This window comes from Bacillus sp. S71 (assembly GCF_016625265.1).
Taxonomy (GTDB): domain Bacteria; phylum Bacillota; class Bacilli; order Bacillales; family Bacillaceae_G; genus Bacillus_A; species Bacillus_A cereus.
Window position 1 is genome coordinate 85,539 of sequence record NZ_JACVUW010000007.1, and the last position, 15,181, is coordinate 100,719.

Below are 15,181 nucleotides of genomic sequence, written 5' to 3' on the forward strand. Positions count from 1 at the left end.
GAGTGTGCCCCACTGATTAAAGTTTCACTTTACCCCGCATTAACGGGCAGTAAATCTCCTACCCGAAGTGCGGCTGGATCAAAGGAGTTAGATGGAGATAAACTGCCCGTAAAAGCCCGGTTGGTTCAACTAATAATCAGTGGAAAATGCCCCACTGATTAAAGTTTCACTTTATGTTATAGTGGAATGATGGATTTTTCCTGCTTTTTCAGTATGTGAGTGACTGTGAAAGCTTGGTGTTGATGCTTCTACTATATGGTAAAAACTTCATTTTCTCTTCTTTTTATTTTACCTGTTTCTAATTAGAAAAGAAAGAAGAGACGCCTGTTTTTTAAAATGTATACATGCTTAAATTTTTATGGTGAAAGTCTCAATTTATCATTTTAAAATACATAAAAAATGAAGTGATTCATGTTGAATAGGCATCGATATATCATGTATAACGATAGGTTTAAAGGTATTTTTGTTTGGAAATGAGTTCATTATTTTCAGAAAGGAAGTGCAAACATGATTAGTCAGTCAACGTTATTTTTATTCATACTACTTATTATAGGACTTATTGCTAAAAACCAATCGCTTACTGTAGCTATTGGTGTGTTATTTTTATTGAAGTTTACGTTTTTAGGAGATAAGGTCTTTCCTTATTTACAAACGAAAGGAATTAACCTAGGTGTAACAGTCATTACAATAGCGGTGCTCGTACCGATTGCGACGGGGGAAATAGGTTTTAAACAACTTGGAGAAGCGGCAAAATCTTATTATGCGTGGATTGCTTTAGCTTCAGGTGTAGCGGTCGCTTTGTTAGCGAAAGGCGGCGTACAATTGTTGACAACGGATCCTCACATTACAACTGCGCTTGTTTTTGGGACAATTATAGCGGTTGCGCTATTTAATGGGGTTGCTGTTGGTCCGTTAATTGGGGCTGGAATTGCCTATGCGGTTATGAGTATTATACAAATGTTTAAATAAGGAATTTTATAGTAATATAAAATTTTTGAATTCTTTCTGTTCACAAAAGTCAGATAATTGTTTATAATAGGATTAGAAACTTTGAAAAGTTACATAACAGCAGAGACTTTACACCAGATAAAATAAAAACAACATAAAACAATTTTATAATGATATTGTTTTATGTTGTTTTTATCATAAAACTCTTCGGAATGTATTTTCCTCACTAACTTGTTGTTTTGAGCGTGAGGATTCGGGGAGACATTCACGCTCATGCTTTCCATGTAAACAATGGACAATAAGAGGGGAACATCGCAACAAATTTGCATGATCGTGCATTTTGCTTGCCTAAAGAGTGAACGGGCGTTCATAATTCATAAGGGGAGCAAATAGATATAAGGAGCAAGGTTGGGAGAATTTTCAGGAAAAGGAGAGAATGTCATGACTGTTATTCGAGGTTTAGAAGGGGTAGTAGCAACAACATCATCTGTGAGCTCTATTATTGATGATACATTAACTTATGTTGGGTATAATATTGATGATTTAGCTGAGAATGCTACGTTTGAAGAAGTAGTGTACTTATTATGGCACCGCAAGCTTCCTAATGAAAAAGAACTAGCGGAATTTAATGAAATTGTATCTGAATACTATAAAGTTCCAGGTGAGATTTTAACATATTTGAAACAAGTAGATTTAAAAATTGCACATCCGATGTCTGTTTTACGAACTGCAATTTCCATGCTATCATTATACGATGAGAGCGCTGAAATTATGGATGAAAAGTCTAATTATTTGAAAGCGGTTAAATTACAGGCTCAAGTGGGAACTTTAGTTGCTGCTTACGCGAGAATCCGTAAAGGTTTAGATATTGTTGAGCCAAGAAAAGATTTATCATTAGCTGCAAACTTCTTGTACATGTTAAATGATCGCGAGCCAAATGAAGTTGAAATTGAAGCTTTTGATAAGGCGCTTGTACTTCATGCGGATCATGAGTTAAACGCTTCTACATTTACTGCACGTGTTTGCGTGGCTACACTTTCAGATGTATATTCTGGTATTACAGCAGCAATCGGTGCATTGAAAGGTCCTCTTCACGGTGGGGCGAATGAAAATGTAATGAAGATGTTAACTGAAATTGGCGAAGAAGAAAATGTAGAATCATATATTCATAATGCTCTTCAAAATAAAGTGAAAATCATGGGCTTTGGTCACCGTGTGTATGAGCAAGGTGATCCGCGTGCAAAACACTTACGTGAAATGTCTAAGAGATTATGCGTGCTTTTAGGAGAAGACAAATGGTATAATATGTCTATCAAAATTGAAGACATTGTAACAAAAGAAAAAGGTCTTCCACCAAATGTCGATTTCTATTCAGCTTCTGTATACCATTGTTTAGGAATTGACCATGACTTATTTACACCTATTTTTGCAATTAGCCGTATGTCAGGCTGGTTAGCTCATATTCTAGAACAATATGAAAATAACCGTTTAATCCGTCCGCGTGCTGATTATAATGGACCAACGCATCAAGTGTATGTTCCAATCGCACAAAGATAAGCGAAAAACACTATTTCGATAGTGAAAATACGCTTTCAAAAGTCTGATTTTTTCGGAAAGATGTAATGATTAGAATATTTTAATTTGACTAACGGTTTGAACTGAGGGGTTATTCCCTCAGTTTCATACATATGAAATTTCAAACATGGGGGTTATCACATTGACGACAGGTGAAAAAATTACTGTAACTAATGGTGTTATGAATGTACCGAACAATCCGATTATTCCATTTATTGAAGGAGATGGAATTGGTCCTGATATTTGGGCAGCTGCATCTCGCGTAATAGAAGCAGCAGTTGAAAAAGCTTATGATGGTGAGAAGAAAATCGTTTGGAAAGAAGTGCTTGCAGGGGAAAAAGCATTCAACCAAACAGGCGAGTGGTTACCAGAAGAAACTTTAAATTTAATTCGCGAATATTTAATCGCAATTAAAGGTCCACTTACAACTCCAGTTGGCGGTGGTATTCGTTCTCTAAACGTAGCACTTCGTCAAGAATTAGATCTATATGTATGTCTACGTCCAGTTCGTTATTTTGAAGGTGTTCCTTCACCTGTAAAACGTCCGGAAGATACTGATATGGTTATTTTCCGTGAAAATACAGAAGACATTTATGCTGGAATTGAATATGCACAAGGATCTCCAGAAGCAGAAAAAGTTCTTGCTTTCTTAAAAGAAGCAATGGGTGTTAATAAAATCCGCTTCCCAGAAACATCTGGTATTGGTATTAAACCAATCTCAGAAGAAGGGACAAAGCGTCTTGTTCGTGCTGCAATTCAATATGCAATTAATGAAAAACGCTCTTCTGTTACATTAGTTCATAAAGGAAACATTATGAAATTTACAGAAGGTGCTTTCAAAAACTGGGGTTACGAAGTAGCGGAACAAGAATTCGGCGACAAAGTATTTACTTGGGCTGAATATGATCGCATTGTTGAAAAAGATGGTAAAGATGCAGCAAATAAAGCGATGGCAGACGCTGAAGTGGCTGGAAAAATCATCGTAAAAGATTCTATTGCAGACATCTTCTTACAACAAATTTTAACTCGTCCACGTGAGTTCGATGTTGTTGCAACAATGAACTTAAATGGTGACTATATCTCTGATGCACTTGCTGCACAAGTAGGTGGAATTGGTATTGCACCTGGTGCAAACATTAACTATGTGACTGGACATGCTATCTTTGAAGCTACACACGGTACAGCTCCAAAATATGCAGGTTTAGATAAAGTAAACCCATCTTCAGTTCTTCTTTCAGGTGTATTATTATTAGAACACTTAGGATGGAATGAAGCAGCGAAATTAGTAACAGATTCAGTTGAGAAAACAATTGCATCAAAAGTAGTAACATATGACTTCGCTCGCCTAATGGAAGGCGCAACAGAAGTGAAGTGTTCTGAGTTTGCTAATGAGCTTATTAAAAACATGGATGTAGCGATAATCAAAAACGCATAATTAAAGCGGGGGGTAAATTATGACAATCAAACGCAAGAAAGTTTCAGTCATCGGTGCAGGATTTACAGGAGCAACAACGGCATTCTTATTAGCACAAAAAGAACTTGCAGATGTTGTATTAGTGGACATTCCACAACTGGAAAATCCAACAAAAGGGAAAGCGTTAGATATGTTAGAAGCGAGCCCAGTACAAGGTTTTGATGCTAACATTATTGGAACATCTGATTACGCAGATACTGCTGATTCTGACGTTGTCGTTATTACAGCAGGTATTGCACGTAAGCCTGGTATGAGCCGTGATGACTTAGTAGCAACGAACTCTAAAATTATGAAAAGTATTACGCGCGACATTGCAAAACATTCACCAAATGCAATTATTGTTGTGTTAACAAATCCAGTTGATGCAATGACATATTCTGTATTTAAAGAAGCAGGATTCCCGAAAGAGCGTGTAATTGGCCAATCGGGCGTATTAGATACAGCTCGTTTCCGTACATTCATCGCACAAGAATTAAATCTTTCTGTGAAAGACATTACAGGATTTGTTCTTGGTGGACACGGTGACGACATGGTACCTCTTGTGCGTTATTCTTATGCAGGCGGTATTCCGTTAGAAACGTTAATTCCGAAAGAGCGTTTAGAAGCAATCGTAGAACGTACACGTAAAGGTGGCGGTGAGATTGTAGGCTTATTAGGAAACGGTAGTGCATATTACGCACCAGCAGCTTCTTTAGTTGAAATGACAGAAGCAATCTTAAAAGATCAACGCCGTGTATTACCAGCTATTGCGTACCTTGAAGGTGAGTATGGTTATAGTGACCTTTACTTAGGGGTACCAGTAATTCTAGGTGGTAACGGAATTGAAAAAATTATTGAATTAGAACTTCTTGCAGATGAAAAAGAAGCGTTAGATCGCTCTGTAGAATCTGTACGTAACGTAATGAAAGTTCTTGTTTAATAATTGAATAGTAGTGAAAAAGATTCGGGATTCCGAATCTTTTTCTACTATTTACCGAATTGTTTTTTTGAAATAATATGAAAACGCTATCATTTGTAGTATCCTATAATGAAACTATAGATTTATACTATACATTGCCCTCATCATAGTAAATTTCGGATAAGGTATCGCTTTTAGTAGGATAATAAGGTGAAAAAATCGGAGGGGGTTGTAACATGTTAAAGAAAAAAGTTCAAATTGGTCGTAAAATGGATGAAATTACAGTAGGAGAGAAATTATCTATCACTGAAAAAATTGAGGATAAAGATTTGTTATTGTACTTAGGGTTAACGAATGATGCCAATCCATTATATATTCAGCATGATTACGCATCCCAAACTCCGTATGAAAAGCCGATTGTACCAAGCATTATGCTAACGGGAATGATTACAACGGCAGTTACGAAATATTTACCGGGTCCAGGAAGTCATATTACTAGGAAGGACCTTACGTTCGTGAAGCATGTTCACCATTATGAAACGTTACAAATCCACTTTGAAGTTGTGGCTGTTTCTGAGGAGGAACATACAATTGATATGCTTGTATCTGCTCATGATGAAAAAGGAGAAACTGTTGTAAAAGGTTCATTAACAGTCACGCCGCCTTTTAAATCTGTTTCCATTATGGAAAAAGCATTAGATAATTTTTAAAAGATGAAAATATGAATAGCGCTAGCATACCTTGAATAAGGATGCTAGCGCTATTTTTAGTTGAAAAATCCTTCTTTGAACCCTTCAGCAAATTCTGAGCACCCCGTTTTAATCGTATCCCAGCTCGGTACGTTAAAAGTAAGGAAACATGTTACTACTAAAGTTAAAATAGGTAGTAATAGTCGCATAATAGACCCCTTTTTATATTCGGATTATTGGATTAACAATATTTACTATATTATAATTTGATAATTTAAGTCAATGGAAGGAGTGATTCTTTAAGATGAGATGGAAAGGAGAAAACGTTATCTTTGAAACGGTAAGAGAAGCTGAAGTGTGGGCAGACGGGGTTGCGAATGAAATGTACGGGAGAGTATTTGATGGATATGAAACACCGGATTATAAAATAGCGTATGCTCTTTCGTTTTTCCTAGCACAAAATCAAGATTTTATAGTTCATACGGAAGTGAGCTTTAAAGAAGAGAGAGTAATCTATAAAGTTTGGCAAAATCCTGTGTAGTTGCAGGTGAATCGTAATTACTTCTATTTTCTCAATTCTACACAAACGATCTCCATGAATAGACAATTATATTGAGAGGGACCTTGTTTTCTAGTATGATGAGAATAACGGGGAAAATACTAGGATGAAGAAGGTTTCAAGTCTATAACTTGGAGGAAAAGAATGAACAATCGTATTTTAGTAGTTGATGATGAGGAATTTATCTTAACTTTAATCGAATTTAATTTACAACAAGCTGGGTTTGAAGTTATAACAGCGATGGATGGAGAAATGGCGCTTCAAAAAGCGACAACAGAACGCCCAGATTTAATTATATTAGATTTAATGCTTCCGAAAATGGATGGTATGGAAGTGTGTAAAGAATTACGATTGCAGCGCGTTATGACGCCGATTTTAATGTTAACGGCAAAAGATGATGAGTTTGATAAGGTGCTAGGCCTTGAACTTGGGGCAGATGATTATATGACGAAGCCATTTAGTCCAAGGGAAGTTGTTGCTCGTGTGAAGGCGATTTTGCGCCGCACGAAATTACAACAAGAAGAACAAGTTGCAGAAGCGCCAGATGAAGATAGCATCACAATTGCAGAACTTAAAATTTTACCGGAGTTTTATGAGGCTTATTTCCAAGGAAGAAAGCTTGAATTAACACCAAAAGAATTTGAACTACTTGTGTATCTTGCGAAAAATAAAAGTCGCGTGTTGACGCGTGATCAATTATTAAGTGCTGTATGGAATTACGATTTTGCTGGTGATACACGAATTGTTGATGTTCATATTAGCCATTTGCGCGATAAAATTGAACAAAATACGAAAAAACCGACGTACATTAAAACGATACGTGGTTTAGGATATAAATTAGAGGAGCCAAAAGGGAATGAATAAATTTCGTTCCAGGCTTCTTTTTACATTTGTTTCTCTTATTGTATTTATTTTAGTTGGACTAGGTTTATTGCTAGAAACTGTGTTTGAAAACTACTATATAGATCATGCTAAAGAGAGAATGGTAAAAGAGACGGAGTATGTTGCGGCGTTAGCAGAAGAGCAAGGTTTTGATAATGTCTTAAAAAATCCATACGTATTTGAAAAGTTAGAAGAAAAAATACCAGCTTCTATCGTATTTGTGGATGAAAAAAAGAAAGTTCAATATAGAAAAGGACAAGAATTGGCATTTAGTCCAGAGACGATTAAAGAACTTACTTCGGAATTGGCAAAACAACGAAGTAAAGTGATTACGAAAGAGACAGATCGAAAGAATGAATTTTATCATGCGGTGTTCGTTCAAGATGTAGAAGGAAAACAAGGATACGTTTTGGTGAAAAGTACAATCGATCCTTTAAAAGACGTACATCAAAAAACGTGGGGATTATTAATTATCGGATTTGTTATTGCTTGTCTCGTAGTTGTATTTTTAGGTATGAAAATTACAGGGCAATATATTAGGCCGATTGAATCGGTTACAAAAGTTGCAATTGAATTGGCAAAGGGTAATTATAAAGCACGTGCATACGAAAGTCATTCGGATGAAACAGGAATGCTGAGTAAAGCGATTAATATTTTAGCTCGTAACTTACAAGAGATGACACTTGAACAAGAAATGCAGCAAGATCGTCTGCATACGTTAATTGAAAATATGGGAAGCGGAATGATTTTAATTGATAGCCGCGGGTATATAAACCTTGTAAACCGCTCTTATAAGGAAACTTTCCACGTAACAGATGAAGAATATTTAGATCGCTTATATTATGAATCGTTTCATCATACAGAAATTATTGAGCTTGTAGAAGAAATCTTTATGACAGAAGTGAAAGTGCGTAAACAAATGTTATTGCCACTTGGAATTGAGCGGAAGCATTTCGAAGTATATGGAGCGCCGATTATCGGGACAAACCATGAATGGAAAGGGATTGTTCTCGTATTCCATGACATAACAGAGTTAAAGAAATTAGAACAAATGAGAAAAGACTTTTTAGCGAATGTTTCTCATGAATTAAAGACACCGATTACTTCTATTAAAGGTTTTTCAGAAACACTCTTAGACGGAGCGATGGATAATAAAAAATTCTGCGAACATTTCTTGCACATTATTTTAAAAGAAAGTGAGCGCATGCAAGGATTAATTGAAGATTTATTAGATTTGTCAAAGATCGAACAACAAGGATTTAAATTAAATATGGGAACCGTTGACATGAAGGGGCTGCTTGAAGATATTCATATGGTGCTTGATAATAAAGCAGGAGAAAAAGAAATCTCTTTACAAGTGAATGTATTAAAACGTGCTTCTGTTATTGGAGATCCAAGTCGTTTGAAACAAATCTTTATTAATTTAATGAATAACGCGATCGTATATACACCGGCTGGAGGCGTTGTTTCAGTAGAGTTAGCGGAAGATAAGTATAATGCTTATATAAAAGTATCGGATACTGGAATTGGTATTAGTAAAGAGGAAATTCCGCGTATTTTTGAACGCTTTTACCGAGTGGATAAAGCGAGAAGTAGAAATACTGGTGGTACAGGCCTCGGATTATCAATTGTAAAGCATTTAGTAGAGGCGCATCACGGTACAATTACAGTGGATAGTGAAGTTGGGGAAGGGACAACATTTACAGTTGTTTTACCAAAATCAGCAACTGAAAAATAGGATGAAGGATGTTTACAATATATTAACAATGGCTTAATTAAATATTAATAAAGCTCTGTTAATATAATACATGAAAACCCCTTCATCCAAGGAGTAATTTTGGACGAGAATAGTTAAGCTGTTCTCGTCACTTCCCTTTATGCCAATATAAGTCTGTTTTATATATGAAAGAAAATAACCGTTATTTTTCTTCTCTCTATTAGTCATGTTAATATAGAGAGAGGAAAGGAACGGTTTTTTTCTGTGAAAAAAATCATTTCAAATTTGTATGGGGAGGTTTCAATTTTGGAAAAAAAGGTCGTATTAGTAGATGGTAATAATATCGCGTATCGTGCTTTCTTTGCACTACCGCTTTTAAATAACGACAAAGGTATACATACGAACGCAATTTACGGTTTTACAATGATGTTAATGAGAATATTAGAGGAAGAAAAGCCAACTCATATGTTAGTGGCGTTTGATGCAGGCAAAACAACCTTCCGTCATAAAACGTATAGTGAGTATAAAGGAGGACGTCAAAAGACTCCACCTGAATTATCAGAGCAGTTCCCGTTTATTCGTGAGATGCTGGATGCATTCAACGTACCGCGTTATGAATTAGAAAATTATGAAGCGGATGATATTATGGGAACGCTAGCAAAAGAAGCGAGTGAACAAGGAGCAAGTGTAAAAGTTATTTCAGGAGATAAAGATTTACTTCAACTTGTTTCTGATAACACGCTTGTATGTATTCCGCGAAAAGGGATTACGGAAGTAGATGAATATACGAAAGAAGCTTTATTTGAAAAATATAGCTTATCACCAAAGCAAATTATCGATATGAAAGGTTTAATGGGAGACCAATCAGATAATATTCCGGGTGTACCAGGAGTTGGTGAAAAAACGGCGATTAAATTGTTAACACAGTTTGGAACGGTTGAAGAAGTGTATGAAAATCTAGATCAAGTAAGCGGGAAGAAATTAAAAGAAAAACTAGAAGAAAATAAAGAACAAGCTCTTATGAGTAAAGATCTTGCGACTATTATTACAGATGCACCGATTACAGTTCATGTGGATGATATGGCGTATAAAGGATATGAAGCAAGTGATGTGATTCCAATGTTCGAGAGTTTAGGATTTACATCTCTTTTAAATAAATTAGGCGTTACGCCAGAAGAAACAGCTCCAGCTGAATTAGATGATATTACATTTGATATTGTGGAAGAAGTTACAGAAGAAATGCTTCAGCAAGATAGTGCGCTTATCGTAGAAGTGCAAGAAGATAATTATCATAAGGCGGACATTCAAGGCTTTGGTATTCAAAATGAAAATGGTTGCTACTTTATTCAGAAGGATATTGCTCTTGCATCGGATGCATTTAAAGCATGGCTTGCAAATGGAGAAATGAGAAAGCATACATTTGATGCGAAGCGAGCAATCGTTGCACTGAAATGGAATGGGATAGATATGCAAGGGATTGACTTTGATCTATTAATCGCTGCTTATTTACTTGACCCGGCTGATACAGATAAAGATTTCCGTACTGTAGCGAAAATGAAAGAAACGCATGCTGTGAAATCAGATGAAGAAGTTTACGGAAAAGGTGCGAAGCGTGCTGTTCCAGAGTTAGAAGTAGTAGCGGAGCATGTGGCTCGTAAAGTGCATGTATTATATGATGTAAAGCAAACATTCGTTGAAGAGTTAAAGAAGAATGAGCAATATGAACTGTTTACAGAGTTAGAATTGCCACTTGCGCGTGTATTAGCTGATATGGAAGTAAAAGGTGTAAAAGTTGATACGGAGCGTCTTCGTAATATGGGAGAAGAACTCGCAGGTAGATTAAAGGAAATGGAACAGGAAATTTATAAGCTTGCGGGAACAGAATTTAATATTAATTCACCGAAGCAGCTTGGTGTAATTCTGTTTGAGAACTTAAACTTACCGGTTATTAAAAAGACGAAAACAGGTTATTCTACGTCAGCTGATGTATTAGACAAGCTTATGGATCGCCATGAAATTATTCCAAACATTTTACATTATCGTCAATTAGGGAAGCTAAATTCAACTTATATTGAAGGTTTACTGAAAGTTGTACATGAAGATTCATCTAAAATTCATACTCGCTTTAATCAAGTGTTAACGCAAACAGGTCGATTAAGTTCAACGGATCCGAACTTGCAAAATATCCCGATTCGATTAGAAGAAGGAAGAAAGATTCGTCAGGCATTTGTTCCATCAGAAGAAGGTTGGATTATGTATGCGGCTGACTATTCACAAATCGAACTGCGTGTATTAGCTCATATTGCAAATGATAAAGGGCTAGTTGAAGCATTCCAGCATGACATGGATATTCACACGAAAACAGCTATGGATGTATTTGGCGTTGAAAAAGATGAAGTCACTTCAAATATGAGACGACAAGCGAAAGCTGTTAACTTCGGAATTGTGTATGGTATTAGTGATTATGGTCTTTCACAAAACTTAGGGATTACAAGAAAAGCAGCAGCGGAATTTATTGAAAAGTATTTAGAAAGTTTCCCTGGTGTACAAGAATATATGGAGGACATCGTAAAAGATGCGAAACAAAAAGGATATGTGGCTACATTATTAAATCGTCGCCGTTATATTCCAGAAATTACGAGTCGTAATTTCAATTTACGTAGCTTCGCTGAGCGTACAGCGATGAATACACCAATTCAAGGTACTGCAGCAGATATTATTAAAAAAGCGATGATTATTATGGCAGATCGTTTAGAAGAAGAAGGATTACAAGCGCGTCTTCTTCTGCAAGTACACGATGAATTAATATTTGAAGCACCAAAAGAAGAAATTGAAAAATTAGAGCAGCTTGTACCTGAAGTAATGGAGCATGCAATTGAACTCGCAGTTCCGCTGAAAGTTGATTATTCTTACGGTCCAACTTGGTACGACGCAAAATAAGGAAGTGATGAAATGCCTGAATTACCAGAGGTTGAAAACGTCAGACGGACACTTGAAAATCTTGTAACAGGAAAAACGATTGAAGATGTTATTGTTACTTATCCAAAAATAGTGAAACGACCGGATGATGCAGAAATCTTTAAAGAAATGCTAAAAGGCGAGAAGATTGAAAATATAAAGCGAAGAGGAAAGTTTTTGCTTCTATATGTAACAAATTATGTTATTGTTTCACATTTGCGTATGGAAGGTAAGTTTTTACTACATCAAGAGGATGAGCCGATTGATAAACATACGCACGTCCGTTTCTTATTTACAGATGGAACTGAATTACATTATAAAGATGTGAGAAAGTTTGGTACGATGCATCTCTTTAAGAAAGGTGAAGAGATGAGCCAAATGCCTCTTGCTGACTTAGGTCCGGAGCCGTTTGATGCTGAATTGACACCACAGTATTTACAAGAAAGATTGCAAAAGACAAATCGTAAAATAAAAGTTGTGCTATTGGACCAGCGTCTTTTAGTAGGGCTTGGAAATATATATGTAGATGAAGTTTTATTCCGTTCTCAAATTCATCCGGAACGAGAAGCTTCGTCTTTGACAATAGAAGAAATTGAGCGAATTTATGAGGCTACCGTTACAACGCTAGGCGAAGCAGTGAAGCGTGGCGGAAGTACAATTCGAACGTATATCAACTCACAAGGGCAAATTGGTTCGTTCCAAGAACTCCTAAATGTATACGGAAAAAAAGGAGAACCGTGTGTAACTTGCGGTACGATATTAGAAAAAACAGTTGTTGGCGGAAGAGGAACGCATTACTGCCCAATTTGTCAGCCAAGAATATAGAAAAGAGATAACATCGGATAGGCATTTGTCATATACATACAGCAGAGCTATGTATAAGGGAGGAGCTTACCGATGTACCTTTATTTATCTCTTATTTTATTAGCTTTTACATTAAGCTTAGATAGCTGTAGTGTAGGGCTAACATATGGTTTAAGAAGCGTAAGAATTCCACTAAGATCAATTATAATTATCGGAATGTGTTCAGCGGCTGTTATGCTTGTTTCAATGGGAATTGGACATATGATCGCGAAAGTATTTTCACCTGTTATCGCAACGCGTATCGGTGGGCTTGTTCTTATTGGAATAGGGATTTGGGTATTGTATCAATTTTTTCGAAGTGAGAAAAAAGAAGAACCGAAGCAAGAGGAGAAGGTCTGGAAATTAGAGATTGCCTCGCTAGGGCTAGTGATTCAAATTTTACGGAAACCGACTGTAGCAGATTTTGATAAATCGGGTACTATTTCTGCAGGAGAAGCATTACTTCTCGGTATCGCTCTTTCTGTAGACTCATTTGGTGCCGGAATTGGTGCATCTTTATTAGGGTATGCACCCGCTATGATGGCGATATTAGTTGCAATTATGAGTTCTTTGTTTTTATTTATTGGAATGAAACTTGGAACGGTTTTATCGAATATGAAGTGGTTACAAAAATTTACATTCCTGCCTGGAGTATTACTCATCATTATTGGAATTTGGAAAATGTAAGTATGGGCGTGGAACATTAGTTTCGCGCCTTTTATTATGAGGAGGCTTATTATGACAGTAGTAATTGGATTAACAGGAGGCATTGCAAGTGGAAAAAGTACAGTATCTCAAATGTTTCGTGAACTCAGCATACCGGTTATTGATGCAGATATTATTGCACGAGAAGTTGTAGAGCAAGGAAAACCAGCATATAACAAAATAGTAGAAGTATTTGGAACGGAAGTGTTACAAGAAGATGGAGAACTAGATCGTCCAAAACTGGGAAGTGTCGTTTTCTATAATAAAGAAAAACGATTGCAGTTAAATAAAATTGTTCATCCTGCAGTGCGTGAGGAAATGAATAGGCAAAAGGAAATGTACATAAAAGAAGATATGCAAGCGGTTGTGTTAGATATTCCTCTCTTATTTGAAAGCAAATTAACAAGTCTTGTTGACCGCGTTTTAGTTGTAGCAGTTAAGCCGCATACGCAATTAGAGCGTTTAATGAAACGAAATAACTTTTCAGAAGAAGAAGCAACAGCTCGTATTCAATCTCAAATGCCGTTAGAAGAAAAAGTGAAAAATGCAGATGAAGTGATAAATAATGATGGCACAATTATGAGAACGAAAACACAATTGCAGGTAATTTTAAAGAAGTGGAACATTATTGACTAAAAAATTGTGAAATTAATGAAAATGCTTAGTGACATATCTCCTTTTTGTGTTATACTATTATTGGGATTGGAGATAAATAGTATAACGCATTCAAGGGGGATAACATATTATGACTCGTGTGGCAATTAATGGATTTGGACGTATTGGGAGAATGGTATTTCGTCAAGCAATAAAAGAAAGCGCATTCGAAATTGTAGCAATCAATGCAAGCTATCCATCTGAAACGTTAGCACACTTAATTAAATATGATACAGTTCATGGCAAGTTTGACGGAACAGTAGAAGCATTTGAAGATCACTTATTAGTTGATGGAAAAATGATTCGCCTTTTAAACAACCGCGATCCAAAGGAATTGCCTTGGACAGATTTAGGTGTTGAAGTTGTAATTGAAGCAACTGGTAAATTTAATTCAAAAGAAAAAGCAATTCTTCACGTTGAAGCTGGAGCGAAAAAAGTTATTTTAACAGCGCCTGGTAAAAATGAAGATGTAACAATTGTAGTTGGTGTGAACGAAGACCAATTAGATATTACAAAACATACTGTTATTTCAAATGCATCTTGTACAACAAACTGTTTAGCGCCTGTTGTGAAGGTGTTAGATGAGCAGTTTGGAATTGAAAACGGTTTAATGACGACAGTTCACGCTTATACAAATGACCAAAAAAATATTGATAACCCACATAAAGATTTAAGAAGAGCACGTGCTTGCGGACAATCAATCATTCCGACAACGACAGGTGCTGCGAAAGCGCTAGCAAAAGTTCTTCCGCACTTAAACGGAAAACTTCATGGTATGGCACTTCGTGTACCAACACCAAACGTGTCTCTTGTTGACTTAGTAGTAGATGTAAAACGCGATGTGACAGTTGAAGCTATTAACGATGCATTCAAAACTGTTGCAAACGGTGCTTTAAAAGGTATTGTAGAATTCAGCGAAGAGCCTTTAGTATCTATCGACTTTAATACAAATACACATTCAGCTATTATCGATGGTTTATCTACAATGGTAATGGGTGATCGTAAAGTGAAAGTACTTGCTTGGTATGATAACGAGTGGGGCTACTCTCGTCGTGTTGTAGATCTTGTAACGTTAGTTGTTGAAGAGTTAGCGAAACAAGAAAATGTGCAACACATTTAAGTGAATAAGGGAGGAGAGGGCAAGGCAATATTTGCCCTCTTTTTTTATTTTTTTCTGAAAAGGAAAAAAATTATATAAGTATATTTTAAAAAGTGGACATACCACGAAACGTTGTGATTACTGCATTTGTGAATCGTTTATTTTTTTTAGGGAAAAGTA

Annotated in this window: 14 protein-coding genes; 13 read left to right on the top strand and 1 reads right to left on the bottom strand. The window is 36.2% G+C overall.

Features of this window, described 5'->3' with window-relative positions; genetic code table 11:
- Positions 1-507: 507 nt before the first annotated feature.
- The 5 genes from IBT51_RS16995 to IBT51_RS17015 all read left to right on the top strand — a co-directional run bounded on the left by IBT51_RS16995 (position 508) and on the right by IBT51_RS17015 (position 5,605).
- Positions 508-969 (top strand): DUF441 domain-containing protein, encoded by a 462-nt coding sequence (locus IBT51_RS16995; RefSeq protein ID WP_000625507.1) that lies wholly within the window; start codon positions 508-510, stop codon positions 967-969.
- Between the two features lie 387 nt (positions 970-1,356).
- On the top strand, positions 1,357-2,505 hold the full coding sequence (gene citZ / locus IBT51_RS17000) for a citrate synthase (protein ID WP_000503651.1): 1,149 nt from the start codon (positions 1,357-1,359) through the stop codon (positions 2,503-2,505).
- A 160-nt stretch (positions 2,506-2,665) separates the two neighbouring features.
- Positions 2,666-3,958: an NADP-dependent isocitrate dehydrogenase gene (icd, locus tag IBT51_RS17005; RefSeq protein WP_000206893.1), complete on the top strand. Its 1,293-nt coding sequence runs from the start codon at positions 2,666-2,668 to the stop codon at positions 3,956-3,958.
- 19 nt (positions 3,959-3,977) lie between these two features.
- Positions 3,978-4,916, top strand: a complete 939-nt coding sequence (gene mdh / locus IBT51_RS17010; RefSeq protein WP_000153232.1) for a malate dehydrogenase — start codon at positions 3,978-3,980, stop codon at positions 4,914-4,916.
- Between the two features lie 215 nt (positions 4,917-5,131).
- Positions 5,132-5,605: a MaoC family dehydratase gene (locus IBT51_RS17015; RefSeq protein WP_000914180.1), complete on the top strand. Its 474-nt coding sequence runs from the start codon at positions 5,132-5,134 to the stop codon at positions 5,603-5,605.
- Positions 5,606-5,661: 56 nt separating this feature from the next.
- Here the strand turns inward: IBT51_RS17015 and IBT51_RS27235 are convergent, their stop codons facing one another.
- Positions 5,662-5,793, bottom strand: coding sequence for a hypothetical protein (locus tag IBT51_RS27235; protein WP_001238014.1), 132 nt, complete (start codon positions 5,791-5,793; stop codon positions 5,662-5,664).
- 95 nt (positions 5,794-5,888) lie between these two features.
- On the opposite strand from IBT51_RS27235, the gene IBT51_RS17020 reads away from it, so the two are divergent.
- The 8 genes from IBT51_RS17020 to IBT51_RS17055 all read left to right on the top strand — a co-directional run bounded on the left by IBT51_RS17020 (position 5,889) and on the right by IBT51_RS17055 (position 15,022).
- The gene (locus tag IBT51_RS17020) at positions 5,889-6,125 is read left to right on the top strand and encodes a hypothetical protein (protein ID WP_053563568.1); all 237 of its coding nucleotides are present in this window, start codon (positions 5,889-5,891) and stop codon (positions 6,123-6,125) included.
- 162 nt (positions 6,126-6,287) lie between these two features.
- On the top strand, positions 6,288-7,007 hold the full coding sequence (phoP, locus tag IBT51_RS17025; RefSeq protein WP_001065220.1) for a two-component system response regulator PhoP: 720 nt from the start codon (positions 6,288-6,290) through the stop codon (positions 7,005-7,007).
- Complete coding sequence (gene phoR, locus IBT51_RS17030; RefSeq protein WP_053563569.1) at positions 7,000-8,763, top strand: sensory box histidine kinase PhoR; 1,764 nt, start codon at positions 7,000-7,002, stop codon at positions 8,761-8,763. Before phoP ends, phoR begins: the two co-directional genes overlap by 8 nt.
- Positions 8,764-9,048: 285 nt before the next feature.
- The gene (polA, locus tag IBT51_RS17035) at positions 9,049-11,682 is read left to right on the top strand and encodes a DNA polymerase I (protein WP_053563570.1); all 2,634 of its coding nucleotides are present in this window, start codon (positions 9,049-9,051) and stop codon (positions 11,680-11,682) included.
- A 12-nt stretch (positions 11,683-11,694) separates the two neighbouring features.
- Positions 11,695-12,525: a DNA-formamidopyrimidine glycosylase gene (gene mutM / locus IBT51_RS17040; RefSeq protein ID WP_053563571.1), complete on the top strand. Its 831-nt coding sequence runs from the start codon at positions 11,695-11,697 to the stop codon at positions 12,523-12,525.
- Positions 12,526-12,597: 72 nt separating this feature from the next.
- Entirely contained in the window at positions 12,598-13,230 is a 633-nt protein-coding gene (ytaF, locus tag IBT51_RS17045) for a sporulation membrane protein YtaF (RefSeq protein ID WP_000281743.1), read from the top strand.
- A gap of 51 nt (positions 13,231-13,281) precedes the next feature.
- Complete coding sequence (gene coaE, locus IBT51_RS17050; protein WP_200458496.1) at positions 13,282-13,884, top strand: dephospho-CoA kinase; 603 nt, start codon at positions 13,282-13,284, stop codon at positions 13,882-13,884.
- Between the two features lie 109 nt (positions 13,885-13,993).
- Complete coding sequence (locus IBT51_RS17055) at positions 13,994-15,022, top strand: glyceraldehyde-3-phosphate dehydrogenase (protein ID WP_000198974.1); 1,029 nt, start codon at positions 13,994-13,996, stop codon at positions 15,020-15,022.
- Positions 15,023-15,181: the final 159 nt, after the last annotated feature.